This is a genomic window from Variovorax sp. P2_H12 (genome assembly GCF_056403395.1).
Map to the genome: position 1 here is coordinate 55,304 of NZ_JBFUFO010000022.1, position 22,535 is coordinate 77,838.

The 22,535-nt window shown below is 70.2% G+C and carries 22 protein-coding genes; 6 read left to right on the forward strand and 16 right to left on the reverse strand.

Going from position 1 to position 22,535, the window contains the following annotated elements; all coding sequences use genetic code 11:
- Nucleotides 1–5: 5 nt before the first annotated feature.
- Nucleotides 6–917 (reverse strand): SPFH domain-containing protein, encoded by a 912-nt coding sequence (locus AC1DYK_RS16990; RefSeq protein ID WP_478167395.1) that lies wholly within the window; start codon nucleotides 915–917, stop codon nucleotides 6–8.
- A 42-nt stretch (nucleotides 918–959) separates the two neighbouring features.
- Nucleotides 960–1,376, reverse strand: coding sequence for an NfeD family protein (locus tag AC1DYK_RS16995; RefSeq protein WP_478167396.1), 417 nt, complete (start codon nucleotides 1,374–1,376; stop codon nucleotides 960–962).
- Nucleotides 1,377–1,682: 306 nt separating this feature from the next.
- On the opposite strand from AC1DYK_RS16995, the gene AC1DYK_RS17000 reads away from it, so the two are divergent.
- Nucleotides 1,683–2,063, forward strand: a complete 381-nt coding sequence (locus AC1DYK_RS17000) for an HU family DNA-binding protein (RefSeq protein WP_478167529.1) — start codon at nucleotides 1,683–1,685, stop codon at nucleotides 2,061–2,063.
- A 143-nt stretch (nucleotides 2,064–2,206) separates the two neighbouring features.
- On the opposite strand, the gene AC1DYK_RS17005 is transcribed toward AC1DYK_RS17000, so the two are convergent.
- From AC1DYK_RS17005 to AC1DYK_RS17045, 9 genes are all read right to left on the reverse strand, one after another.
- The gene (locus tag AC1DYK_RS17005; protein WP_478167397.1) at nucleotides 2,207–4,456 is read right to left on the reverse strand and encodes a heavy metal translocating P-type ATPase; all 2,250 of its coding nucleotides are present in this window, start codon (nucleotides 4,454–4,456) and stop codon (nucleotides 2,207–2,209) included.
- 77 nt (nucleotides 4,457–4,533) lie between these two features.
- Nucleotides 4,534–4,836: a hypothetical protein gene (locus AC1DYK_RS17010; protein WP_478167398.1), complete on the reverse strand. Its 303-nt coding sequence runs from the start codon at nucleotides 4,834–4,836 to the stop codon at nucleotides 4,534–4,536.
- Nucleotides 4,837–4,972: 136 nt separating this feature from the next.
- Complete coding sequence (gene ureG / locus AC1DYK_RS17015; protein ID WP_478090278.1) at nucleotides 4,973–5,623, reverse strand: urease accessory protein UreG; 651 nt, start codon at nucleotides 5,621–5,623, stop codon at nucleotides 4,973–4,975.
- Nucleotides 5,624–5,660: 37 nt separating this feature from the next.
- A complete protein-coding gene (locus AC1DYK_RS17020) occupies nucleotides 5,661–6,350 on the reverse strand; it encodes an urease accessory protein UreF (RefSeq protein WP_478167399.1) in 690 nt (229 codons plus the stop codon).
- Nucleotides 6,347–6,955, reverse strand: coding sequence for an urease accessory protein UreE (gene ureE / locus AC1DYK_RS17025; RefSeq protein ID WP_478167400.1), 609 nt, complete (start codon nucleotides 6,953–6,955; stop codon nucleotides 6,347–6,349). Before ureE ends, AC1DYK_RS17020 begins: the two co-directional genes overlap by 4 nt.
- 55 nt (nucleotides 6,956–7,010) lie before the next feature.
- Nucleotides 7,011–8,729: an urease subunit alpha gene (gene ureC / locus AC1DYK_RS17030; protein ID WP_478167401.1), complete on the reverse strand. Its 1,719-nt coding sequence runs from the start codon at nucleotides 8,727–8,729 to the stop codon at nucleotides 7,011–7,013.
- 86 nt (nucleotides 8,730–8,815) lie between these two features.
- Nucleotides 8,816–9,121, reverse strand: a complete 306-nt coding sequence (locus AC1DYK_RS17035; protein WP_442285804.1) for an urease subunit beta — start codon at nucleotides 9,119–9,121, stop codon at nucleotides 8,816–8,818.
- 10 nt (nucleotides 9,122–9,131) lie between these two features.
- A complete protein-coding gene (locus AC1DYK_RS17040; RefSeq protein ID WP_478167402.1) occupies nucleotides 9,132–9,734 on the reverse strand; it encodes a HupE/UreJ family protein in 603 nt (200 codons plus the stop codon).
- Between the two features lie 116 nt (nucleotides 9,735–9,850).
- Entirely contained in the window at nucleotides 9,851–10,153 is a 303-nt protein-coding gene (locus tag AC1DYK_RS17045; protein ID WP_478167403.1) for an urease subunit gamma, read from the reverse strand.
- On the opposite strand from AC1DYK_RS17045, the gene AC1DYK_RS17050 reads away from it, so the two are divergent.
- From AC1DYK_RS17050 to AC1DYK_RS17060, 3 genes are read left to right on the forward strand one after another with little or no spacing between them, the layout of a single operon-like run.
- Nucleotides 10,152–13,811 (forward strand): hybrid sensor histidine kinase/response regulator, encoded by a 3,660-nt coding sequence (locus AC1DYK_RS17050; protein WP_478167530.1) that lies wholly within the window; start codon nucleotides 10,152–10,154, stop codon nucleotides 13,809–13,811. The two genes, AC1DYK_RS17045 and AC1DYK_RS17050, sit on opposite strands and share 2 nt — an antisense overlap.
- A complete protein-coding gene (locus tag AC1DYK_RS17055) occupies nucleotides 13,808–14,824 on the forward strand; it encodes a response regulator (protein WP_478167404.1) in 1,017 nt (338 codons plus the stop codon). The genes AC1DYK_RS17050 and AC1DYK_RS17055 overlap by 4 nt, the downstream gene beginning before the upstream one ends.
- A gap of 29 nt (nucleotides 14,825–14,853) precedes the next feature.
- Nucleotides 14,854–15,519, forward strand: a complete 666-nt coding sequence (locus tag AC1DYK_RS17060) for a hypothetical protein (protein ID WP_478167405.1) — start codon at nucleotides 14,854–14,856, stop codon at nucleotides 15,517–15,519.
- Between the two features lie 4 nt (nucleotides 15,520–15,523).
- Here AC1DYK_RS17060 and AC1DYK_RS17065 read toward each other — a convergent pair whose 3' ends face one another.
- The 3 genes from AC1DYK_RS17065 to AC1DYK_RS17075 all read right to left on the reverse strand — a co-directional run bounded on the left by AC1DYK_RS17065 (nucleotide 15,524) and on the right by AC1DYK_RS17075 (nucleotide 18,662).
- Nucleotides 15,524–15,874, reverse strand: coding sequence for an alpha/beta hydrolase (locus AC1DYK_RS17065; RefSeq protein ID WP_478167406.1), 351 nt, complete (start codon nucleotides 15,872–15,874; stop codon nucleotides 15,524–15,526).
- Between the two features lie 110 nt (nucleotides 15,875–15,984).
- Nucleotides 15,985–17,694, reverse strand: coding sequence for a single-stranded-DNA-specific exonuclease RecJ (gene recJ / locus AC1DYK_RS17070; protein WP_478167407.1), 1,710 nt, complete (start codon nucleotides 17,692–17,694; stop codon nucleotides 15,985–15,987).
- A 2-nt stretch (nucleotides 17,695–17,696) separates the two neighbouring features.
- Nucleotides 17,697–18,662, reverse strand: coding sequence for a hypothetical protein (locus AC1DYK_RS17075; protein WP_478167408.1), 966 nt, complete (start codon nucleotides 18,660–18,662; stop codon nucleotides 17,697–17,699).
- 106 nt (nucleotides 18,663–18,768) lie between these two features.
- Between AC1DYK_RS17075 and AC1DYK_RS17080 the strand changes: the two genes are divergently transcribed.
- Together AC1DYK_RS17080 and lolD are read left to right on the forward strand one after the other, a co-directional pair.
- A complete protein-coding gene (locus AC1DYK_RS17080; RefSeq protein WP_478167409.1) occupies nucleotides 18,769–20,025 on the forward strand; it encodes a lipoprotein-releasing ABC transporter permease subunit in 1,257 nt (418 codons plus the stop codon).
- Entirely contained in the window at nucleotides 20,018–20,707 is a 690-nt protein-coding gene (gene lolD, locus AC1DYK_RS17085; RefSeq protein ID WP_478167410.1) for a lipoprotein-releasing ABC transporter ATP-binding protein LolD, read from the forward strand. The genes AC1DYK_RS17080 and lolD overlap by 8 nt, the downstream gene beginning before the upstream one ends.
- A gap of 204 nt (nucleotides 20,708–20,911) precedes the next feature.
- On the opposite strand, the gene AC1DYK_RS17090 is transcribed toward lolD, so the two are convergent.
- Both AC1DYK_RS17090 and AC1DYK_RS17095 read right to left on the reverse strand, forming a co-directional pair.
- Complete coding sequence (locus tag AC1DYK_RS17090; protein ID WP_478090495.1) at nucleotides 20,912–21,547, reverse strand: dioxygenase family protein; 636 nt, start codon at nucleotides 21,545–21,547, stop codon at nucleotides 20,912–20,914.
- A 72-nt stretch (nucleotides 21,548–21,619) separates the two neighbouring features.
- A complete protein-coding gene (locus tag AC1DYK_RS17095) occupies nucleotides 21,620–22,378 on the reverse strand; it encodes an SDR family NAD(P)-dependent oxidoreductase (RefSeq protein WP_478167411.1) in 759 nt (252 codons plus the stop codon).
- Between the last annotated feature and the right edge of the window lie 157 nt (nucleotides 22,379–22,535).

Sequence of the window (22,535 nt, forward strand, 5' to 3'; positions counted from 1 at the left end):
GGCCCTCAGCTGGCGGGGCCCTTGACCATCGCCATCGCCGAAGTGATCAAGGTCGACACCTCGGTCATGTGGCTCGGCACGATCAGCGTCGTCTTCGACTTGTCGGCCACCTTGCCGTAGGCCTGGAGCGCTTCCTCGGCGACCTTGAGCTGCACCGCCGATTGGCCGCCGGGCTTCTCGATGGCCTCGGCGATCCGGGCGATGGCGCCCGCGGTGGCTTCGGCCACGGCGCTGATCGCCGCGGCTTCGCCCTGCGCCTTGTTCACGACCGCCTGCTTCTCGCCTTCCGAGCGGGCAATGGCGGCTTCGCGCTCGCCGGTGGCGATGTTGATCTGCTCCTGGCGGCGCCCTTCGGAGGCTGCGATCAGGGCGCGCTTCTCGCGCTCGGCCGTGATCTGCGACTGCATCGCGTGCAGGATCTCGTTCGGCGGCGTCAGGTCCTTGATCTCGTAGCGCAGCACCTTCACGCCCCAGTTGAGCGCCGCCTCGTCGATCGCGGCCACCACCTGGGCGTTGATGATGTCGCGCTCCTCGAAGGTCTTGTCGAGCTCCAGCTTGCCGATCACGCTGCGCAGCGAGGTCTGGGCCAGCTGGGTGACGGCCACGATGTAGTTCGACGAGCCGTAGCTGGCGCGCATCGGGTCGGTGACCTGGAAGTACAGGATGCCGTCGACCGTGAGCTGGGTGTTGTCGCGCGTGATGCAGACCTGGCTCGGGACGTCGAGCGGCACCTCCTTGAGGCTGTGCCGGTAGGCCACCCGGTCGATGAAGGGCACCAGGAAGTTGGCGCCGGGCAGCAGCGTGGCGTTGTACTTGCCCATCCGCTCGACCACCCAGGCGTGCTGCTGCGGGACGAACTTGACGGCCCTCGCGACGAACAGGATCGCGACGACGAGGAGAACGAGCGAAATTTCCATGAAGGCTTTCAGTAGTGATGGGTAGAGTTTTTTCGCGGCGCGTCAGCCGATGAACTCGACGACGAGGACGTTGCCCTGCACGTCGACGATGCGATGGAGTCCGGGAACCGTGGGCGCGCCGGCCATGGGCTTGACCTGCCAGGTGGCGCCGCGGTAGCGGACCTCGGCCGTGCGGCCCTCGCTCCAGGCCGGGACCGTGACCTGTTCGCCGACGTCGATCTGCAGGTCGGACAGGCGCGCCTTCGGGCGGCGCGACGCGCGCAGGTACCAGCCGCCGACGAAGGCCATGCAGGCCACGGCGGCGCAGACGATCTGCGTCGGCATCGCGGCGCCGAGGTGCGCGGCGAGCGCGCCGACCGCGAAGCCGATGGCGATCAGCAGGGCATAGATGGTGCCGGTCACCAGTTCGAGGGCGACCAGCGCGAACGTCATCAACCACCAGAGCGTGGGGGCCGTCATATGCATCCTTTTCTGCGCCGGACAGCGGCGTGCCGCGAGGATAGCCCGTCGTTCGGTGCCCGCCTGCCGGGCAGGGCGATGCGAGCTGCTGACGAGACGCTTCTTGCGCTGGATCAGGGAAGTTCGGCAACGCGCGCGGAACGCGGATTGCACGACACCGAGTGCGGCCTCGCGGCCGCCTCGCCGAGGCCACCCGGGAAGGCGTCGGTCACAGCTACGTTACACTGCGCGCCGCTTGCAGCTTGCGTCGCAGGCTGCGCCGCCATAGGCAACATGGCGAAAAAAACCATCCATAGGAAATTTGAAGTGAACCGTATCGAACTGGTCGAGAAGATCGCCACCGCCCACAACGTCAGCAAGGCCGAAGCCGCGCGCATCCTGGAAACCGTCACCGGTTCCATCGTCGCTGCAGTGAAGAAGGGCGAGCCCGTCCAGCTGATCGGCTTCGGCACCTTCAAGCAAGTGGCACGCGCTGCTCGCACCGGCTTCAATCCCCAGGCGGGCGCCGCGATCAAGATCGCAGCCCAGAAGGTGCCGAAGTTCGTGGCAGGCGCAGCGTTCAAGGCTGCCGTCGACCCCAAGGCCGCCAAGCGCAAGGCCGACAAGGCTGCTGCGAAGCCGGTCGCCAAGAAGGCCGCCCCCGCCAAGAAGGCTGCCGCTGCTCCGGCCAAGAAGGCACGCAAGTAAGCCTGGCGTCCAGCAAGAAAGAACGGCCCCTCGGGGCCGTTTTTTTTCGCTGTGAACGATGCTCAGGCCGGCGCCGGGCCGCCCCAAGGCGGCCTGCGGCCCCCTCGGGGGGCAGCGACCACACGAAGTGGGGAGCGTGGGGGTCAGTCAATTCGGCGCAGCAGCCGCAGGCCGTTGGCCACCACCAGCAGGCTCGCGCCCATGTCCGCGAACACCGCCATCCACATGGTCGCCGCGCCGAACACGGCCAGCGCGAAGAACACGACCTTGATCGCCAGCGCCAGGCTGATGTTCTGCCACAGCACCGCGTGGGTGCGGCGCGACAGGCGGATCGTCTCGGCGATGCGGCCGAGGTTGTCGTTCATGATCACCACGTCGGCCGCCTCCATCGCGGTGTCGCTGCCCGCCCCGCCCATCGCGAAGCCGATGTCGGCCTGGGCCAGGGCCGGCGCGTCGTTGATGCCGTCGCCGGCCATCGCGGTCGGGCCGTAGCGCTGCCGCAGGTCCTCGATGGCGCGCAGCTTCTCGTCCGGCAGCAGGCCGCCGCGCGCATCGCCGATGCCGGCCTCGCGGGCCACGGCCTGCGCGGTCGCCTGGTTGTCGCCGCTCAGCATCACGGGGGCCACGCCCAGGCGCTTGAGCTGCGCGATGGCTTCGATCGAGCTGGGCTTGATCGTGTCGGCCACCGCGAAGAGGGCCAGCACGCCGTGCTCGTCGGCGAGCAGCGTGACCGTGCGGCCCTGCGCCTCGAGCGCGCCGAGTTCGGCCTCGAGCGCCGGGTCGGCCTGCTGGCGCTCCTTGATGAGCCGATGGTTGCCCAGCACCAGCCGCCGGCCGTCGACCACGCCTTCGACGCCGCGCCCCAGCAGCGCCTTGAAGTCGTCCGCCTCGAGGGCCGGCTCCGCCAGGCCGGCCGCGATGGCTTGCGACACCGGGTGATCGGAGCGCGCCGCCAGGCTCTTGGCCAGCCGGCGTGCCCGGGCGTCGTCGGTCTGGCCCCACGGCCGGAATGCCACCAGCTTCGGCTTGCCCTCGGTGAGGGTGCCGGTCTTGTCGAGCGCCACCGCCTTCAGCAGGCGCGCGTTCTCCAGGTAGGTGCCGCCCTTGATCAGGATGCCGCGCCGCGCGGCCGATGCGAGGCCGCTCACCACGCTGACCGGCGTCGAGATCACCAGCGCGCAGGGGCAGGCGATCACCAGCAGCACCAGCGCCTTGTAGAGCGCGGCCAGCCAGGGCCAGCCCAGCAGCAGCGGCGGCAGCAGCGCGACCGCCACGGCCAGCGCGAACACCGCCGGCGTGTAGATCGCCGCGAAGCGATCGACGAAACGCTGGGTCGGCGCCCGGGTGCCCTGGGCTTCCTCGACCGCATGGATGATGCGCGCCAGCGTGGTGTCGCTGGCGGCCGCGGTGACGCGGAACTCGATCTCGCCGGCCTGGTTGATGGTGCCCGCGAAGACCGGATCGCCCGGGCCCTTGTCGACCGGAATGCTCTCGCCGGTGACCGGCGACTGGTCGATGCTGCTGTTGCCCCGCGTGACGACGCCGTCCAGCGCCACCCGTTCGCCGGGCTTGACGCGGGCGATCCTGCCGAGGGCGATCTCGCCGGCCTTGACGCGCAGCCACGCACCGCCGTCCTGCCGCACCTCGGCCTCGGCCGGTGCCAGGTCGACCAGGCCCTGGATCGCGTTGCGGGCGCGGTCGACCGCCCGGGCCTCGATCAGCTCGGCGATCGCGTACAGCGCCATCACCATGGCGGCTTCGGGCCACTGGCCGATCAGGAAGGCGCCGGTCACGGCCACCGACATCAGCGCGTTGATGTTGAGCCGGGCATGACGCAGCGCCGCCAGGCCCTTGGCATAGGTCTCGAGGCCGGCGAGCGCGATGGCCAGCGCAGCGATGGCCATCCCGGCGACCGTCCAGGCCAGGGTGTCCGGCGCGAGATACGACACCGCTTCAGCCACGATCGCGAAGCCCAGGGCGGCGGCGAAGCGCAGGTAGCCGCTGCCGCCGTCGTGGCCGTGCGCGTGGCCGCGCCGCGGCGCGTCGGCTGCGGTGGGCGACGCGCCGGCGCCGACCCGCTCCGGCGCGAAACCGGCCTTGCGGATGGCCGCCAGCGCCTTCGGCAGCGCGTCGTCCGCGCCGTCGATCCTCAGGGTGCGCTGGCCGAGCTGGAAGTGCAGTCCGCGGATGCCCGCGATCGGCTCGACGGCGCGGCGGATCTCCGACTCCTCGGCGCTGCAGTCCATGGTCGGGATGCGGTAGGTGTTGGGCGCGCCCGGCCCGGGCGGCAGGGGCGCGGCGACCGCATGGTCGGCCGAACAGCAGGTCGCGGGAAGGGGAGGGGCCGCCGCGTGGCTGCCGACGATCGAGGTTTCAGGTGTTCTTCTTGCCATGAAGCCATTGGGAACCCTGAAGTAACTTCAAGGTCAAGCCGCACGCGAGGGCGCGGCTTCAAGCGGGTCGATGCGCCTCAGGCCGCGTTCGCTGCGACCCTGTGTTCCGGCACGCCCGCCCGCTGGAAGTCGTCGCTGTTCAGGCAGATCGCCGCCGCCGGATTCTCGCGATACCGGGCCGTGGCCATCGCGTCGATGGCGTCCGCATTGCGCGCATAGGCCAGCACCAGGTCGGCGTCGCGGTCCTCGGGCGCCTGGAAGCGCGCCTGCAGCGCCTCTTCGTCGATGCGGGCAATGATGCGGGCACCGTCGTGGCCGTCGGGATAGATGGCGAACTGCACGCTGCCGGTCGCTGGATGAAAGATCGCTTCTGAAGCCATGATGGCGCTGTTGACTCGTGACTTGTTGCGGCAGTATCGCGCGTTGAGCGACGTTGCGATACACGCCCTATGGCCTAGAGCAAGATGCGGACCAATTCACGGCCGCCGTCACAGATGGAGATGTTTGTTGTGAGCCTCAGGCCTCGCCAAGCATCCCGCGCTCTTCGATGAAGGCCACCACCTCGGCGAGGCCGGTGCGTGTCTTGAGATTGGTCATCACGAAGGGTCGCTGCTTGCGCATGCGCTTGGTGTCCGCCTCCATCACGCCGAGGTCGGCGCCGACGTAGGGTGCGAGGTCGGTCTTGTTGATCACGAACAGGTCGCTCTTGGTGATGCCGGGGCCGCCCTTGCGCGGGATCTTCTCGCCGGCCGCGACGTCGATCACGTAGATCGTCAGGTCGGAGAGCTCGGGGCTGAAGGTGGCCGCCAGATTGTCGCCGCCCGATTCCACGAACACCACGTCGGCATCGGGAAACTGGACCAGCATGCGGTCGATCGCCTCGAGGTTGATCGAGGCGTCCTCGCGGATCGCGGTGTGCGGGCAGCCGCCGGTCTCCACGCCCATGATGCGCTCGGCCGGCAGCGCGCCGGCGACCGTCAGCAGGCGCTGATCCTCCTTGGTGTAGATGTCGTTGGTGATCGCGATCAGGTCGTACTTGTCGCGCATCGCCTTGCACAGCATTTCGAGCAGGGTGGTCTTGCCGGAGCCGACCGGGCCGCCGATGCCGACGCGCAGGGGCGGCAGTTTCTTGGTGCGGTGGGGGATGTGGTGGAGGGCGGAGGACATGGGTTATGTCTCGCGAGCAACGTGGGGGTTCATGGTCTTAGCTTCGGAAGAGGCGCGAGTACTGGGTTTCGTGGCGGGCCGACAGCACGGCAAGCATCGGTGAGAAGGCCTGCCGCTCATCATCCGCCAGTGTGATCGCATGGTCGACGGCTGTGGGAATTTCCGCGGCGAGGCGGCCGAGAATGCGCTGGCCGGCGCTCTGGCCGAGGGGCACCGCCTTGACCGCGGCGCCGATCATATTCTCGGCCCAGCCGAAGGCGAAGGCCAGGCAGGCATCGCGCGCGGGCGCTTCGGTGCGGCTGGCGGCAAAGGCGAAGGCGATCGGATAGCTGGCAGGCAGCGTCTCGAAGATGCTCGCGATGTCGGCGTGGTGCAGTTTCAGCCACTCGACGAAGGAGCGGCCCATCTGCTCGGTCTGCAGCAGGAACTCGGCCGATTCGCGGGTCTGGAACACCCAGTCGTTGAGCGCGCGGATGCGGTCCGCATCCGCCAGCCGCCAGGCCGGCACCGCCTGCGCCACCACGGCGAGATCGGCGCGGGCCAGTGCCAGGTGCAGCTGGTCGGCCAGCCAGTCCGAGACGGCGGGCTCGGTCGTGATGCCCGCACCCTCGATCGCCGCTTCGAGCCCTTCGGAGTAGGAGAAGCCGCCGACCGGCAGGGCCGGCGAGGCCAGCCAGATCAGCTGCAACAGGCTGCTGGCGGGCAGGCCGGCCGGCGTGTCGTTCATCCGTGCGAGTGGCCGGGGGAACGATCGTGGCCGTGCGCGTGGCCATGGTCATGGTCGTGCTCGCCATGCCCCGCCGAGCCCGAATAGGCGTCGGGGTGCAGCACGGGTCCGACCGGCGCCGCGCCGTGCGCGTGCCCATGGCCGCCGCCGTGCGCCCCGTAGGCGCCGCCCTCGGGTTCGAAGGCTGCCTCGGCTTCGCGCACGATCAGGTGCATCGCGCGCAGCATGCCGGCCAGCACATGGTCGGGCTCGATCTTCAGATGGTCGGGCTTGAGTTCGATCGGCACGTGTCGGTTGCCCAGGTGGTAGGCGGCGCGCATCAGGTCGAAGGGCGTGCCGTGTTCGCTGCAGTGCGTGATCACCAGCACCGGCTGCGGCGCCGCGATGACCTTGACCAGCGAGCCATCCTCGGCGACCAGCACGTCGCCGCCGCGCACCACGGTGCCGCGCGGCAGGAACACGCCGAGCTGGCGGCCCTGCGAATCGGTGGTGTCGAAGCGGCTCTTCTGGCGCACGTCCCAGTCGAGTTCGACCGTGGCGGCGCGCTTGAGCAGGACGGCCGCGAGGCCGCCGCCCTGGGGCATGAGTTTGTTGGCGGTGAGCATGGAAAGGCAGGGTTGTTCGATGGAATGCGGATTGTCGATCCGCGCGCACATCGAACTAGAACAGAAAATACCGCTGCGTCATCGGCAGAGAAACCGCCGGATCGCACACCAGCAGCTGCCCGTCGGCGCGCACCGCGTAGGTCTGGGCATCGATCTCCATCGTCGGCGTATGGGCGTTGTGCACCATGTGCTGCTTGCGCACGCCGCGCACGTTCCTCACCGCGCTCAATGTCTTGGCAAGTCCGTAGCGATCGCCGATGCCGGCAGCCAGGCCGGCCTGCGAGACGAAGGTCAATGAACTCCTCGCGAGCGAGCCGCCGTAGGCGCCGAACATCGGCCGGTAGTGCACCGGCTGCGGCGTCGGGATCGATGCGCTGGGGTCACCCATCGCGGCCATCGCGATGGTGCCGCCCTTGATGATCGTGAACGGCTTGACGCCGAAGAAGGCCGGCTTCCAGACCACCAGGTCGGCCCACTTGCCGACCTCGATGCTGCCGACCTCGTGCGCGATGCCGTGCGCGAGCGCCGGGTTGATCGTGTACTTGGCGACGTAGCGCCTGGCGCGGAAGTTGTCGTTGCGCTCGGTATCCTCGGGCAGCTTGCCGCGCTGGCCTTTCATCTTGTGGGCGGTCTGCCAACAGCGGATGACGATCTCGCCGACCCGGCCCATGGCCTGGCTGTCGGAGCTGAACATGCTGATCGCGCCGAGGTCGTGCAGGATGTCCTCGGCCGCGATGGTCTCCTTGCGGATGCGGCTCTCGGCGAAGGCCAGGTCCTCGGGGATGCCGGCGTCGAGGTGATGGCAGACCATCAGCATGTCGACATGCTCGTCGAGCGTGTTCACCGTGTAGGGCATGGTCGGGTTGGTCGACGAGGGCAGGAAGTTGGCCTCGCCGACCACGCGCAGGATGTCCGGCGCATGGCCGCCGCCCGCGCCCTCGGTGTGGAAGGCGCAGATCCCGCGGCCCTTGACGGCCGCGATGGTGTTCTCGACGAAGCCCGATTCGTTGAGCGTGTCGCTGTGGATCGCGACCTGCGTGTCGGTGGCATCGGCGACGTCCAGGCAGTTGCTGATCGCGGCCGGCGTGGTGCCCCAGTCCTCGTGCAGCTTGAGGCCGATCACGCCGGCGTCGATCTGCTCGTGCAGCGCGGCCGGCAGGCTGGCGTTGCCCTTGCCCAGGAAGCCGAGGTTCATCGGGAAGGCGTCGGCCGCCTGCAGCATGCGCTCGATGTGCCAGGGGCCCGGCGTCGCGGTGGTCGCGAAGGTGCCGGTCGCCGGCCCCGTGCCGCCGCCGAGCATGGTGGTCACGCCGGAGGCCAGCGCCTCCTCGATCTGCTGCGGGCAGATGAAGTGGATGTGGCTGTCGATGCCGCCGGCGGTGACGATGTTGCCTTCGCAGCTGATGACCTCGGTGCCCGGGCCGATGACGATGTCCACGCCCGATTGCACGTCGGGATTGCCGGCCTTGCCGATGGCGACGATGCGGCCGCCCTTCAGGCCGATGTCGGCCTTCACGATGCCCCAGTGGTCGAGGATCAGCGCATTGGTCATCACCGTGTCGACCGCGCCTTCGGCGCGCGTGCGCTGGCCCTGCGCCATGCCGTCACGGATGGTCTTGCCGCCGCCGAACTTGACCTCTTCGCCGTAGCCGCCGGCATGCAGCGTGTAGTCCTCCTCGACCTCGATCACCAGGTCGGTGTCTGCGAGGCGGACGCGGTCGCCCACGGTGGGGCCGAAGATTTCCGCGTAGGCGCGGCGGCCGATGGTTGCCATTCAGAGGACTCCCGCCGGGCCGCCCCAAGGGAGGCCTGCGCCCCCTCGGGGGGCAGTGAATACACGAAGTGATGAACGTGGGGGCATCAGAGTTTTCCTTGAACGAGACCGCGGAAGCCGTAGATGACGCGGTCGCCCGAAAAATCCACCAGCTCGACCGTGCGCTGCTGGCCGGGCTCGAAGCGCACCGCGGTGCCCGACGCGATGTTCAGCCGCATGCCGCGCGCGGCCTCGCGGTCGAAGCCGAGTGCGCCGTTGGTTTCGGCGAAGTGATAGTGGGAGCCGACCTGGATCGGCCGGTCGGCGGTGTTCCGGACCACCAGCGTGATGGCGCGACGGCCGGGATTGAGGACGTGTTCGCCCTCGTCGGTAATGAGTTCGCCGGGGATCATCGAAGCCCCCTCAGGCCAGTGCGCTGAGCAGCGCGACGCCGAACAGCGCCACCGCGGCGCCCGCGATGCGCGCAAGCCAGCGATGACCGTGGCGCAGCGCCCAGCCGGCGGCGATGCCGGCTGCGTGCAGCAGCACGGTGGCGGCGAGCATGCCCGCCAGGGTCAGTGCGGCAGCCGATTCGCCGTGCAGCTCATGGCCGTGCGCGATGCCGTGGAAGACCGCGAAGACCCCGACCAGCGCGGCCGCCGCGAAGGCCGGCAGCCGCTTGCGCGTGGCGACCAGCAGGCCCAGCACCAGCAGCGAGGCCGCGATCATCGGCTCGACCGCCGGCAGCTGCAGGCCGCCCAGGCCGGCCAGCGCTCCCGTGAGCAGCATCAGCGCGAATCCCAGCGGCGCCCACAGCAGGTCGGGCCAGGCGCGGCGCGCGGCGAGCGCGCTCCAGAGGCCGACCGCGATCATCGCGGCCAGGTGGTCGGGACCGGTCAGCGGATGCATGAAGCCGGCGAGAAAGCCGTGATGCAGGCCGGCATCGGCGCCGGTGTGGGCGCTGGCGCCCAGGGGCAGCGCGGCAAGCAGCAGCGCGAGAACGGGTGCGGTACGGGTGAAGCGCATGGTGAGGATCCTTGTTGTGGTGAGAGGAGGGCTCAGGCCGGCGCCGGGCCGCCCCAAGGCGGCCTGCGGCCCCCTCGGGGGGCAGCGAGCCACACGCAGTGGGGGAGCGTGGGGGCTCATAAGATCGGCTGGTGCACCGTCACGAGCTTGGTGCCGTCCGGGAAGGTGGCCTCGACCTGGATGTCCGGGATCATCTCGGCGATGCCGTCCATCACGTCGGCACGGGTCAGCACCGCGCGGCCCTCGCTCATCAGGGCGGCCACGCTCTTGCCGTCGCGCGCGCCCTCCATCACGGCGGCGGAGATCAGCGCCACGGCCTCGGGGTAGTTGAGCTTGAGCCCGCGGGCCCGGCGCCGTTCGGCCAGCAGGGCTGCGGTGAAGATCAGCAGCTTGTCTTTTTCGCGCGGTGTGAGTTCCATGGGGGCGGAGGTGGCGTCGTGGTGCGGGGCATTATGGGCAGGCCATGCGCTTTGCAACGTTCGTGCCGTGGCACGAACGTTGCACCAATCACGTGTGGACCTCCCAGCCAATCCCCCCGCTCCGAGCGACGAAGCGCCGCAGCGCATCGTCAAGGTCCGGCGCGACTACAACAGCTGGGTCGCGAGCGAAACGCTGGAGGACTATGCGCTGCGCTACACGCCGCAGCGCTTCCGCCGGATGTCCGAATGGCGGGTGGCCAGCACGGCCTTCGGCGGCGCGGCCTCGTTCCTGATCCTGGAGGCGGTCGGCGCCACGCTGCTGGTGCAGTACGGCTTCGTCAATGCCTTCTGGGCCATCCTGGTCACCGGGCTGATCATCTTCCTGGCCGGCCTGCCGATCAGCGTCTATGCGGCGCGCTACGGCGTCGACATGGACCTCCTCACGCGCGGCGCCGGCTTCGGCTACATCGGCTCGACCCTGACCTCGCTGATCTACGCCTCCTTCACCTTCATCTTCTTCGCGCTGGAAGCCGCGGTGATGGCCTATGCGCTCGAACTCGCGCTCGGCATCCCGCCGGTCTGGGGCTACCTGGTCTGCGCGCTGGTGGTGATCCCGCTGGTCACGCACGGCATCTCGGCCATCAGCCGGCTGCAGGTGTGGACCCAGCCGGTCTGGCTGCTGATGCTGGTGGTGCCCTTCGTCTACGTGCTGGCGCGCGATCCTGGTGCGTTCGCGGGCATCGCGCACTACATCGGTGTCCGGTCGAAGACGGACGGCTTTGATCTGCACCTCTTCGGTGCCGCGCTGACCGTCGGCATCGCCTTGATCACGCAGATGGGCGAGCAGGCCGACTACCTGCGCTTCATGCCGGCGCGCACGACCGCCAACCGCGGCCGCTGGTGGGCCGGCGTGCTGGCGGGCGGACCCGGCTGGGTGGTGCTCGGGGTGCTCAAGATGCTGGGCGGCGCGCTGCTGGCCTACCTGGCGATCGGACACATGGTGCCGCCGGAGCGCGCCGTCGACCCCAACCAGATGTACCTGGCGGCCTACGAATACGTGTTCCCGAACTACGGCTGGGCGGTCGCGGCGACCGCGGTGTTCGTGGTCATCTCGCAGCTCAAGATCAACGTCACCAATGCCTACGCCGGCTCGCTGGCCTGGAGCAACTTCTTCTCGCGCGTCACGCACAGCCATCCGGGCCGTGTGGTGTGGGTGGTGTTCAACGCGCTGATCGCCTTCATGCTGATGGAGATGAACGTGTTCGAGGCCCTCGGCGACGTGCTGGGCCTCTACGCCAACATCGCGATCGCCTGGATGATGGCGGTGGTGGCCGACCTGGTCGTCAACAAGCCGCTGGGCCTGTCGCCGCCGGGCATCGAGTTCAAGCGCGCCCACCTGTGGGACATCAACCCGGTCGGCGTCGGCGCGATGGCGCTCGCCTCGGTGCTGTCGATCACCGCGCACCTCGGCGTCTTCGGGCCGCTGGCGCAGGCCTTCTCGGCACTGATCGCGCTCGGCACCGCCTTCGTCGCAGCACCGCTGATCGCCTGGGCGACCCGCGGCAAGTACTACATCGCGCGGGTCTCGGACGACGACGGTGATGCGCCCTTCGCGCCGTCTGCGCGCCGCTCGGCGGTCCGCTGGGCGCGGGTCGAGTCGGGTGCCGGCAGCTATCGCCGGCTGGTCACGCAGCGCTGCGTGATCTGCGAGCGCGAATACGAAGGCCCGGACATGGCGCACTGCCCCGCCTATCAAGGCGCGATCTGCTCGCTCTGCTGCACGCTGGATGCGCGCTGCGGCGACCTCTGCAAGCCGCAGGCGAGCCTGTCGGCGCAGTGGTCGGGCGCGTTGCGCTGGCTGCTGCCGCGCCGCGTCTGGCCCTACCTCGACACCGGGCTCGGCCACTTCCTGCTGCTGATGCTGATCGTCGTGCCCTTGCTGGCCGGCGTCTTCGGCGTGCTCTACCAGCAGGAACTGCGCGCGCTCGGCGACGCGGCATCGGGCGAGGGCGCACTGCTCGGCCTGCAGCCGGCGTCCTTGCGCTCCGGTTTCCTCAAGGCCTACATGGCGCTGCTGGTGATCGCCGGCATCGTCGCCTGGTGGCTGGTGCTCGCGCACCAGAGCCGCAAGGTGGCGCAGGAGGAGTCGAATCGCCAGACCCATCTGCTGGTGCGCGAGATCGAACTGCACCGCAAGACCGACCATGCGCTGCAGGCAGCCAAGCAGAGCGCCGACCAGGCGCGCAGCATCGCAGAGGAAGCCAAGCGCGCGGCCGACCAGGCCAACCAGGCCAAGAGCCGCTACATCAGCGCCATCAGCCACGAGTTGCGCACGCCGCTCAACAGCATCCTGGGCTATGCGCAGCTGATGGGCGAGGACGCCGCGGTGCCGCCGCATCGCCGGCAGGCGGTGGCGGTGATCAAGCGCGGCGGCGAGCACCTGCTGTCGCTGATCGAGGGCACGCTGGACATCGCCCACATCGAGGCCGGAAAGCTCACGCTCAACGCCCGGCCGATGGGGTTCGCGGAGCTGATGAGCGAGCTGGCCGACATGTTCGAGCTGGAGGCCGCCGAGAAGGGACTGGCTTTTCGCTTCGAGCCCAACGGCAGCCTGCCCGAGCTGGTGCGTGCGGACGAGAAGCGGGTGCGACAGATCCTCATCAATCTGCTGGGCAACGCGATCAAGTTCACCGCCGTCGGCCAGGTCACGCTGCGGCTGCGCTATGCGCGCGAGTTCGCCGCGATCGAGATCGAGGACACCGGGCCGGGGATGTCGGCGGAGGAGCTCGGACGCATCTTCGAGCCCTTCGCGCGCGGCGCCACGGCCGGACCGGCGGCGCCCGGCGCCGGACTGGGCCTCACCATCGCCAGGATGCTGATCGACCTCATGGGCGGCGAGATGAGCGTGCAGAGCACGCCCGGCGTCGGCTCGCAGTTCAGCGTGCGGCTGTTCCTGCCGCGCGTGCACGAGGCGCCCGCCGGCAGCGGCCGGCGCGTCCGGGCGCCCGCGGTGCGGCTGCGGCGCGGCTACGAGGGCCGCCGGCAGCGCCTGCTGGTGGTCGACAACGAGGAGGCCGATCGCGAACTGCTGGTGCAGGTGCTGGCGCCGCCGGGCTTCGAGTTGCGCACCGCGGCCAGCGGCCATGACGCGCTCGACCTGATTGCGGCCGGCTGGCGGCCCGATGCGATGTTCGTCGACCTCGCGATGCCGGGCATCGATGGCTGGGAGACGATCCGCCGTGCGCGCGCCCTGGGGCTGGCGCAGGCGGCGGTCGCGATCGTCTCGGCCAACGCCTTCGACAAGCGCCTGGAGAACGACGTCGGCATCACGCCCGATGATTTCTTCGTCAAGCCGGTGCGCCACAGCGAGCTGCTCGACTGGCTCGAGCGCCGCCTCGGCATCCGGTGGACCGAGAGCGCCGCCGTGCCGCCCGCCGCCGTCGAGGCCGCGCTGGTGCTGCCTTCGGCCGCGCGGCTGCGTGCGCTCGAGGAAGCGGTCGGCCTGGGTTATTTTCGGGGCATCATGAACCAGCTCGACGACATCGACGCGACCCAGCCCGAGTGCGCGGCGTGGACCGCCCTCCAGCGCGCGCTGGCGCGGCAGTTCCAGTTCGAGGCCATGAGCCGGGCGTTGAGCGCGGCGGCGGGGGCGTCATGAGCGGTGCCGACCATCCCCCGATGCTGGTCGACACGCTGCGCGGCAGCGGCGGCAACACCGACCTGGTGCTGATCGTCGACGACGTGCCCGACAACCTCGCGGTGCTGCACGATGCGCTCGACGAATCGGGCTACACGGTGCTGGTCGCGACCAGCGGCGAACAGGCGCTGCAGCGCGCGGCCCAGGCGCGGCCCGACATCATCCTGCTCGACGCGATGATGCCCGGCATCGACGGCTTCGAGGTCGCGCGCCGGCTCAAGGCCGATGCCGCGACCGCGCACATCCCGATCGTCTTCATGACCGGCCTGACCGAGACCGAGCACCTGGTGGCCGCGCTGGAGGCCGGCGGCGTCGACTACGTGACCAAGCCGATCAAGCCCAAGGAGGTGCTGGCGCGCATGAACGTCCACCTGCAGGGGGCGCGGCGCGCGCGGCAGGAAGCGCAGCAGGCCGGCCAGGCGCGCAACGCGCTCGATGCCTTCGGCTACGCCAGCATCACGGTGCGCATGCCCGAGGGCAAGCTGATCTGGCAGACCGCGCTGGCGCGCGAGATGCTGCTGCGCTACTGCGGCACCAGCGCGCCGGTGACGCCGCCCGCGGTGCTCGAATGGCTTCGGCGGCACTTGCCCGATGCCCAGCAGCGCCAGATCGAGCCGCCGGCACTCGCGATCGCGCACGGCGCAACCCGCCTGAGCCTGCGCCTGCACCAGCAGACCGGCCACGACGACGAGGGCGACGACTGGCTGATCATCATGCGCGAGCTGTCGGACACCGCGGTGATCGAGACCATGAGCCTGAGCCTCAAGCTCACGGCGCGCGAGGCCGAGGTTCTCTATTGGGTGGTCAAGGGCAAGACCAACAGGGACATCGGCGAAATCCTCGGCAGCAGCCCCGCGACCGCCAAGAAGCACCTGGAGCGGGTCTATGTGAAGCTGGGAGTCGAGACGCGTACGGCGGCAGCGGGCGTGGCGATGAAACGCATCCGCGAGCTGCAGCCCCAGTTCGAGATCTGAGTCACGGGTGGCTCCTAGAATGCGCGGCCATGGTCCGACGCTTTCTGCTTCCGCTGCTGTGCCTGCTGGCGTCGCCTGTCCACGCCGCCGGCCACTTCGACATCGACGATGCCGGCACGCTGGACCCGGGCCAGTGCCAGTACGAGGTCTGGGGGGGGCGCTTCGGCACGGGGCCGGTCACTGACTACCACTTGGGGCCTGCGTGCCGGGTCGGGCCGGTCGAGCTCGGTTTCAACGTCGACCGTGCATCGGTGCCCGGCGACAAGGCCTACGGCGCGGGGCCGCAGCTCAAGTGGACCTTCATGGGAGAGCAGGAGGATTCGCGACTGAGCGCGGCATTGTTCTTCAGCGCGGTGTGGGATGTCACGCACGGCGGTCGTGCCGGCGGCCAGTTCGTGGTGCCCGTGACCTGGCATCCGCTCGAGAGCCTGTATGTCAACCTCAATCTCGGCTACGACTGGACGCCCGGCAGCGGCGAGCGAACCGGGCGCGGCGGACTGCAGGGTGCCTGGGCCGTCAACGACAAGCTGTGGCTGGTCTTCGAGCGCTTCAAGGCGGCCGAGGCCTGGACCTCGCGCGCCGGTGTGCGCTTCAACCTGACGCCGACGATCAGCGTCGACCTGAGCGCCGCGCGCAGCGGTCCGGACGGGGTCCGGGGCTACGCGATCGGGCTCAACCAGGTCTTTCAGCGCTAGCGACCTACAGCACAGCCTGGCGCGCGAACGAGACCTTCGGCTTGCTGTAGGCGCTCGGCACCTGGTCGCGGTAGAACGCGCGGCGGTCGAGGCTGGCCAGCGGGTCATGCGACTTGGCGACCGCCTCGGCACGCACGGTGGCGCGGCTGGCGGTGGAGCTGAACGACTGCGCACCCGCGCTGGCACCGTCGGCGTAGACGTTGCCTTCGCGCGCCGCGGCGACCGCCTGGCCAGCGACTTCGGAGCGGCTCGCGGACGAGGTCAGGGCATGCACGCCCTCATAGGTTTCCGCGTTGGCGCCGGCGGCAGCCAGCAGGGACAGTGCAGCGGCGGCGATGATCTTCGAGGCATTCATTTCGGTTCCTTCACAAGGGTTTGTCGGTGAGGAGAAGTTTGGAGCCGAACGCCACCGCACAACCGCCGCAAACGGAACCGCGGCGTTAGCAGCCTGGAAACAATCGAAGCCTAGATTTCGGCGCCTTCGACCAGGAACCGGACCCGCCGCACGCCCTGCCATTCGTCGGCATCGAGCCGCCACGCGAGCACCACTTTCGGTGGCAGCGGCTCGGTGTGGCCGAACCAGATGCCGTCCACCGGCCTGCCGCGGTGCTTGAGCTTGAGCGCGAGGTGCTTCTCGCCGACCAGGCGCTGCGAGACCACCTCGACCTCCTCGCTGAAGGTCGGCGGCGCGAAGCCCTGGCCCCAGACCTCGCGGTGCAGCGTGTCGACCAGATCGACGCGCAGGTACTCGGGCGCCAGCGGCCCGTCGGTGTCGAGCCGGCGCGTCAGCGTGGCGGCGTCGAGCCACTCCTGCGCGACCTGGGCCAGCGCCTGCTCGAAGACCGGAAACTGCTCGCGCGCCACGGTGCAGCCGGCCGCCATCGCATGGCCGCCGAAACGCAGCAGTACGCCCGGGTGCCGCTTGGCGACCAGGTCGAGCGCATCGCGCAGATGGAAGCCGGGGATCGAGCGGCCGGAGCCCTTGAGCTCGTGCGCCTTGCCGTCGGCGCCGCTGGCCGCAAAGACGAAGGTCGGCCGGTGGAAGCGGTCCTTGATGCGCGAGGCCACGATGCCGACCACGCCTTCATGGAAGTCGGCGCCGAACACGCTGATCGCCGCCGGCGGCTCCTGGCTGTCGTCGAACAGCGTCTCGGCCAGCGCCAGCGCCTTGTCGCGCATGCCGCCCTCGATGTCGCGCCGTTCGCGGTTGATGCCGTCGAGCATGCGCGCGAGTTCGTCGGCGCGGTCGGCGTCGTCGGTCAGCAGGCACTCGATGCCGAGCGTCATGTCGGCCAGGCGGCCGGCGGCGTTGATGCGGGGCCCCAGCGCGAAACCGAAATCGAAGGTGGTGGCTGCCGCCGCGTTGCGGCCTGCCGCCTTGAACAGCGCGGCGATGCCGGCCTGCATCGCGCCGGCGCGGATGCGGCGCAGGCCCTGTGCCACCAGGCGCCGGTTGTTGGCGTCGAGGCGGACCACGTCAGCGACCGTGCCGAGCGCCACGAGGGGCAGCAGGACATCGAGCTTCGGTTGAGCGGCGACATCGAACACGCCGCGCGCCCGCAGCTCGGTGCGCAGCGCCAGCAGCACGTAGAACATCACGCCCACGCCCGCGATGCTCTTGCTGTCGAATTCGCAGCCGGGCTGGTTGGGGTTCACCAGCACGTCGGCCTCGGGCAGCACCGGGCCCGGCAGGTGGTGGTCGGTCACGAGCACCGCGAGGCCGCGCGCCTTGGCGGCGGCGACGCCTTCGACGCTCGCGATGCCGTTGTCGACCGTGATCAGCAGATCGGCCCCGCTCGCGGCGACGCGCTCGGCGATCGGCGGCGTCAGGCCGTAGCCGTCGACCACCCGGTCGGGCACCAGGTAGCCGACGTGGCGCGCGCCCAGCAGGCGCAGGCCGCGCACCGCCACGGCGCAGGCGGTGGCGCCATCGCAGTCGTAGTCGGCGACGACGCACAGGCGCTTGTCCTCGCGGATCGCATCGGCCAGCAGCGCCGCGGCCTCGCGGGCGCCGCGCAGCGTGTGCGGAGGCAGCAGCAGCGCGAGGCCGTCATCGAGCTCCGCTTTCGCGAGCACACCGCGCGCGGCATAGAGCTGTGCCAGCAGCGGATGCACGCCGGCCTGTTCGAGCGCCCAGGCGCTGCGCGGGGGGATGGCCCTGGGGAGGATCTTCATGCTCACAGCGCCTCGAGGACAGGGGTGGCGCCGGGGCGGCCGAACAGGCCCCGGGCCCAGCGCGCGAAACCGCGCGGCTGCACCCCGAAGCGATGGGCGCCGCGGTCGCCGCAGAGCGTCAGCGTGACGGCGTCGCCGCGCGTGCAATCGGCCAGCAGGTCGGCCACCGGCCCGGCGTCCAGTGTCTGCCAGGCCGCGGCCCAGCCGGCGCCGTCGTCGCGCAGGGCGGGGGGGCGCAGCGACTCGGCCACCGTGGGCGCGGCGGCCGGCACGAATGCGGCAGGGAGGTGGCCGGTGCCGCTGAGCCAGAAGGAATTGATCGGCGGTACGCCGCGCGCGGCGCGGGCGTCGTTCACGCGTTCGGTGTAGAGCAGCATCTGCATCTCGTTCTGCAGCCGACGCAGTGGCCGCCCGGCATCGGACAGCGGCGACCACTGCGAGATCGGGAAGCCGACGGCGCGGTCGATCGACGCGGTCGCCAGGCCGTCGAAGACCGGGCCGGATGCCAGCCAACGTCCGGGCGTGGCCGTGGCGTGCAGCGCGATGCCGTCCTCCTCGAAGAAGGGACGCGCCGCGGCCAGCAGCGCATCGGACTCGGTGGCGTCGATCTCGATGGCGCCCGGGTCGCCCAGCACCACGTCGTCGATGCCGACCTGCCAGTGGCACAGGGTGGCCACGCCCCAGGCCTGGCCGCCGTCGGTCGGGCCGAGGCCGGCCGTCCTGGCCTCCAGCGCGGCCCAGGGGATGCAGCCATCGGCCGCCGCGATGCCCAGGGCCTCGGCCAGGGCTCGCTCGTGCGGCGGCGAGCGAGTGCTGTCGTCCTGGGTGTCGGCATGCACCAGCGTGAGCCGGGCCAGCAGCGCCTCGAGCTTCGGCAGCCGGAGACCGGCCAGCGCCTCGCGGCAGGCCGGAGAACCCCGGCCGGCGAAAGGAATGAGCAGATGGCGGGCAGTGGGGGGAGCTGGCATGGGGCCTATTGTCCGGGATGCCACAATTCTCCAGATGAACTGCCCCCACGCTCTGTACTCCGAGTCATCGCCGCCCCTCCGTGGGGCGGCCCGGCGGGAGGCCTGAATGCGACTCCCCTACGAACTGCAACTCGGCTGGCGTTACACCCGTGCCGGCCGGGCCACGCGGCGCAACGGCTTCATCTCCTTCATTTCCGGGGTCTCGATGTTCGGCATCGCGCTGGGCGTGGCGGCACTGATCATCGTGCTGAGCGTGATGAACGGCTTCCAGAAGGAAGTGACCGACCGCATGCTCGGCGTGATCTCCCACATCGAGATCTTCTCGCGCGACGGCCAGGCGCTGGCCGACATCGACGCCATCATGGCCGGGGCGCGCAAGAACCCCGAGGTGATCGGCGTCGCGCCCTTCGTCGCCGCACAGGCGCTGCTGGCGCGCGGCGAGGACATGAAGGGCGCGCTGATCCGCGGCATCGACCCCAAGCTCGAGCCGCAGGTGACCGACATCTCGACCACCGCGCAGCAGGGCGCGCTCGACAAGCTGGTGCCGGGCGAGTTCGGCATCGTGCTCGGCATCGAACTGGCGCGCTCGATGTTCGTGCGCGTGGGCGACCAGGTCACGCTGGTGGCGCCGGGCGGCCAGGTCACGCCGGCCGGCGTGATGCCGCGTTTCAAGCCCTTCACCGTGGTCGGCACCTTCGATTCGGGCCACTACGAATACGACTCGGCGCTGGCCATGATCCACGAGCAGGACGCCGCCCGCGTCTTCCGGCTCGAGGGCCCGACCGGCGTGCGCCTCAAGCTCAAGGACCTGCACCAGGCGCGCGAAGTGGCCGACGAACTGGCGGCCACGCTGCCGGGCCAGTTCCTGATCCGCGACTGGACGCGCGCCAACAAGACCTGGTTCGCGGCCGTGCAGGTCGAGAAACGCATGATGTTCATCATCCTCACGCTGATCGTCGCGGTGGCGGCCTTCAACCTGGTCTCGACGCTGGTGATGACCGTGACCGACAAGCGCGCCGACATCGCGATCCTGCGCACACTGGGTTCCAGCCCGAAGAGCATCATGGGCATCTTCGTCGTCCAGGGCGCGATGGTGGGCGTCATCGGCACCCTCGGCGGGCTGCTGCTGGGTCTGGGCATCGCCTACAACATCGACGTCATCGTGCCGGCGCTCGAGCGGCTGTTCCACGCCAGCTTCCTGCCCAAGGACATCTACCTGATCAGCAAGATGCCGAGCGACCCGCAGCGCGGCGACATCCTGCCGATCACCGTGATCTCGCTGGTGCTGGCCTTTGCCGCCACCCTCTACCCGAGCTGGCGCGCGAGCCGGGTCAATCCCGCGGAGGCACTGCGCTATGAGTAAGGCGACGAACGACGTGGTGTTGAAGGTCCGCGGATTGACCAAGCGGTTCCACGAAGGCCGCATCGACCTCACGGTGCTGCACGGCGTCGACCTCGACGTCCGCGCGGGCGAGACGCTGGCGATCGTCGGCGCCTCGGGGTCGGGCAAGAGCACCCTGCTGCACCTGATGGGCGGCCTCGACGCGCCGACCGGCGGCAGCGTGGAACTCCATGGCGAGAACATCGCGCACGCCGACGCCGCCGAGCAGGGGCGCTTGCGCAACCGGCATCTCGGCTTTGTCTACCAGTTCCATCACCTGCTGCCGGAGTTCAGCGCGCTCGACAACGTGGCGATGCCGCTCAAGATCCGCCGCATGCCGCCGGCGCAGGCGAGCGCGGCGGCGGTCGCGATGCTGACCGCGGTGGGCCTCGGCGAGCGCGTCCAGCACCGGCCCGCCGAACTCTCGGGCGGCGAGCGCCAGCGCGTGGCGATCGCGCGCGCGCTGGTGACCGAGCCCGATTGCGTGCTGGCCGACGAGCCCACCGGCAACCTCGATCGCGCCACCGCCGACGGCGTGTTCGCGCTGATGCTGCGCCTCGCGCACGAGCGCAACACCGCCTTCGTGATGGTCACGCACGACGAGAGCCTGGCGGCGCGCTGTGACCGCGTGCTGCGGCTCACCGCGGGGCGGCTGGCGGACTGAACTCAGGCCGGTGCCGGGCCGCCCCAAGGCGGCCTGCGGCCCCCTCGGGGGGCAGCGACCACACGCAGTGAGGGAGCGTGGGGGCCAATCAGGCCGGTGCCGGGCCGCCAGCGCGGCGAAGTCCGCGCTTTGCGCAGACGGGCGGCCTGCTGACGCCCCCTCGGGGGGCAGCGACCACACGCAGTGAGGGAGCGTGGGGGCCAATCAGGCCGCGACGACGATCGGGAAGCTGGCCTTCCAGCCATCCGATGCGCGCTCGAACGGCACGGTGAGCGCCGCGCGCGCCTCCTCGGAAAGGCGGCGCCAGAGACCGTCGCGCGCGTTGCCCGGCGCCCCTTCCACGTAGAGCTGGGTGGTCAGCAGTTCGCGGCCGGCCAGCTTCACCTTGACATGGATGTGAGGCGTGCGGCCGGTGTAGGGCACCGGCCGGATGGTGCGGAAGCGATAGCGTCCCTGCGCATCGGCCAGCACGCGGCCGAAACCCTGGAACGCTCGATCGGCGCGGTCGCCGTCGCCCGGGTGGTGATAGTGGCCCGCTTCGTCGCATTGCCAGATCTCGACCTGCGCGCCACTCAGCGGGCGGCCATCGAGGTCGGTGACCGTGCCGTCGACCCAGGCCGGCTGGGTGGCGCCGTAGTTCAGTGCGCCGTTGCGCAACAGGTCGCCGTCGGAGTCGGCCGGCAGGGCCACCGGGTAGAACGGCCCTTCGGTCTGCGACGGTGTCGGGCGTCGCTGCGCCGCAGGCTGCGCGCGGGCGCCCAGCCAGAGTGCCGGCAAAGCAAGCGCTGCCGCTGCGACCGTGCGCCGGGGCAGGTTCCGGGGAGTGGGCGAGGTGCTCATCGCCCTTCGAGCGGTGGCGGGACCGGCGAGTTCCGTGAAGGCTGCCGGACGGTGGGGCGATCGCCCCGCTGTTCAGGCCGCGATCGAATAGCCGCCGTCGACCGGGATCGCCGTGCCGGTCACGAAGTCCGACGCCGCACTGGCGAGGAACACCGCGATGCCCGCCAGATCCTCGGGCTTGCCCCAGCGACCCGCCGCGGTGCGCGCGATCACGCGCTCGTTGAGCCCCGGCACCTGGGCCCTGGCGCCGTCGGTCAGGTCGGTCTGGATCCAGCCCGGCAGCACGGCGTTGACCTGGATCCCGTCGGCCGCCCAGGAGGCGGCCATCGCCCGGCTCAGCTGCACGATGCCGCCCTTGCTGGCACCGTAGGCCGGCGCGTACGGCGCACCGAAGATCGACATCATCGAGCCGATGTTGATGATCTTGCCGCCGCCGGTCGCCTTGAGGTGCGGATGGGCGGCGCGGCAGCAGAGAAAGGCGCTCGTGAGGTTGGTGTCCATCACCTGGTGCCACTCGGCCAGCGCGAGCTGGTCGACCGGCTTGCGCACCGTGGTGCCGGCGTTGTTGACCAGGATGTCGAGCCGGCCGCAGCGCGCCACGGCCTCGTCGAACAGGGCTTGCACCGAGTCCTCGTCGGTCACGTCCGCCGACAGCGCGAAGCTGTCGCTGCCCAGCGCCTTCAGCGCCGCCACCGCGTCGGCCGACTTCTGCGGATTGCGCGCCGCGATCACCACGCGCGCCCCGGCGCCGGCCAGCCCCTTGGCCATGCCGAGCCCGATGCCGCCGTTGCCGCCGGTCACGAGCGCGACCTTGCCCTTCAGATCGAACATGGGATCTCCTTGTGATGCCTGTGCGCTATTTTCTTGCCTTCCTCGCAGGGGTCGCAGGCTTCGCCTTGGCGGATTTCGCCGCGCCCCGGCCGGCCGCGCCTTCCTGCTCGAAGCGCGCGAAGTGCTCCGAGGCCATCCCGCGGATGGATTTCCCGAT

What these genes read in the sequence shown, in the direction of transcription:
- AC1DYK_RS17050 (WP_478167530.1), top strand. Translation starts at nt 10,152, where the DNA reads ATGGGGGCGGAGGTGGCGTCGTGGTGCGGGGCATTATGGGCAGGCCAT.
- AC1DYK_RS17020 (WP_478167399.1), bottom strand. Translation starts at nt 6,350, where the DNA reads ATGAACGACACGCCGGCCGGCCTGCCCGCCAGCAGCCTGTTGCAGCTG.
- AC1DYK_RS17010 (WP_478167398.1), bottom strand. Translation starts at nt 4,836, where the DNA reads ATGGCTTCAGAAGCGATCTTTCATCCAGCGACCGGCAGCGTGCAGTTC.
- AC1DYK_RS16990 (WP_478167395.1), bottom strand. Translation starts at nt 917, where the DNA reads ATGGAAATTTCGCTCGTTCTCCTCGTCGTCGCGATCCTGTTCGTCGCG.
- AC1DYK_RS17075 (WP_478167408.1), bottom strand. Translation starts at nt 18,662, where the DNA reads ATGCCAGCTCCCCCCACTGCCCGCCATCTGCTCATTCCTTTCGCCGGC.
- lolD (WP_478167410.1), top strand. Translation starts at nt 20,018, where the DNA reads ATGAGTAAGGCGACGAACGACGTGGTGTTGAAGGTCCGCGGATTGACC.
- AC1DYK_RS17090 (WP_478090495.1), bottom strand. Translation starts at nt 21,547, where the DNA reads ATGAGCACCTCGCCCACTCCCCGGAACCTGCCCCGGCGCACGGTCGCA.
- AC1DYK_RS17045 (WP_478167403.1), bottom strand. Translation starts at nt 10,153, where the DNA reads ATGGAACTCACACCGCGCGAAAAAGACAAGCTGCTGATCTTCACCGCA.
- ureE (WP_478167400.1), bottom strand. Translation starts at nt 6,955, where the DNA reads ATGCTCACCGCCAACAAACTCATGCCCCAGGGCGGCGGCCTCGCGGCC.
- AC1DYK_RS17035 (WP_442285804.1), bottom strand. Translation starts at nt 9,121, where the DNA reads ATGATCCCCGGCGAACTCATTACCGACGAGGGCGAACACGTCCTCAAT.
- AC1DYK_RS17055 (WP_478167404.1), top strand. Translation starts at nt 13,808, where the DNA reads ATGAGCGGTGCCGACCATCCCCCGATGCTGGTCGACACGCTGCGCGGC.
- AC1DYK_RS16995 (WP_478167396.1), bottom strand. Translation starts at nt 1,376, where the DNA reads ATGACGGCCCCCACGCTCTGGTGGTTGATGACGTTCGCGCTGGTCGCC.
- AC1DYK_RS17065 (WP_478167406.1), bottom strand. Translation starts at nt 15,874, where the DNA reads ATGAATGCCTCGAAGATCATCGCCGCCGCTGCACTGTCCCTGCTGGCT.
- AC1DYK_RS17060 (WP_478167405.1), top strand. Translation starts at nt 14,854, where the DNA reads ATGGTCCGACGCTTTCTGCTTCCGCTGCTGTGCCTGCTGGCGTCGCCT.
- recJ (WP_478167407.1), bottom strand. Translation starts at nt 17,694, where the DNA reads ATGAAGATCCTCCCCAGGGCCATCCCCCCGCGCAGCGCCTGGGCGCTC.
- ureG (WP_478090278.1), bottom strand. Translation starts at nt 5,623, where the DNA reads ATGTCCTCCGCCCTCCACCACATCCCCCACCGCACCAAGAAACTGCCG.
- AC1DYK_RS17080 (WP_478167409.1), top strand. Translation starts at nt 18,769, where the DNA reads ATGCGACTCCCCTACGAACTGCAACTCGGCTGGCGTTACACCCGTGCC.
- AC1DYK_RS17040 (WP_478167402.1), bottom strand. Translation starts at nt 9,734, where the DNA reads ATGCGCTTCACCCGTACCGCACCCGTTCTCGCGCTGCTGCTTGCCGCG.
- AC1DYK_RS17005 (WP_478167397.1), bottom strand. Translation starts at nt 4,456, where the DNA reads ATGGCAAGAAGAACACCTGAAACCTCGATCGTCGGCAGCCACGCGGCG.
- AC1DYK_RS17095 (WP_478167411.1), bottom strand. Translation starts at nt 22,378, where the DNA reads ATGTTCGATCTGAAGGGCAAGGTCGCGCTCGTGACCGGCGGCAACGGC.
- ureC (WP_478167401.1), bottom strand. Translation starts at nt 8,729, where the DNA reads ATGGCAACCATCGGCCGCCGCGCCTACGCGGAAATCTTCGGCCCCACC.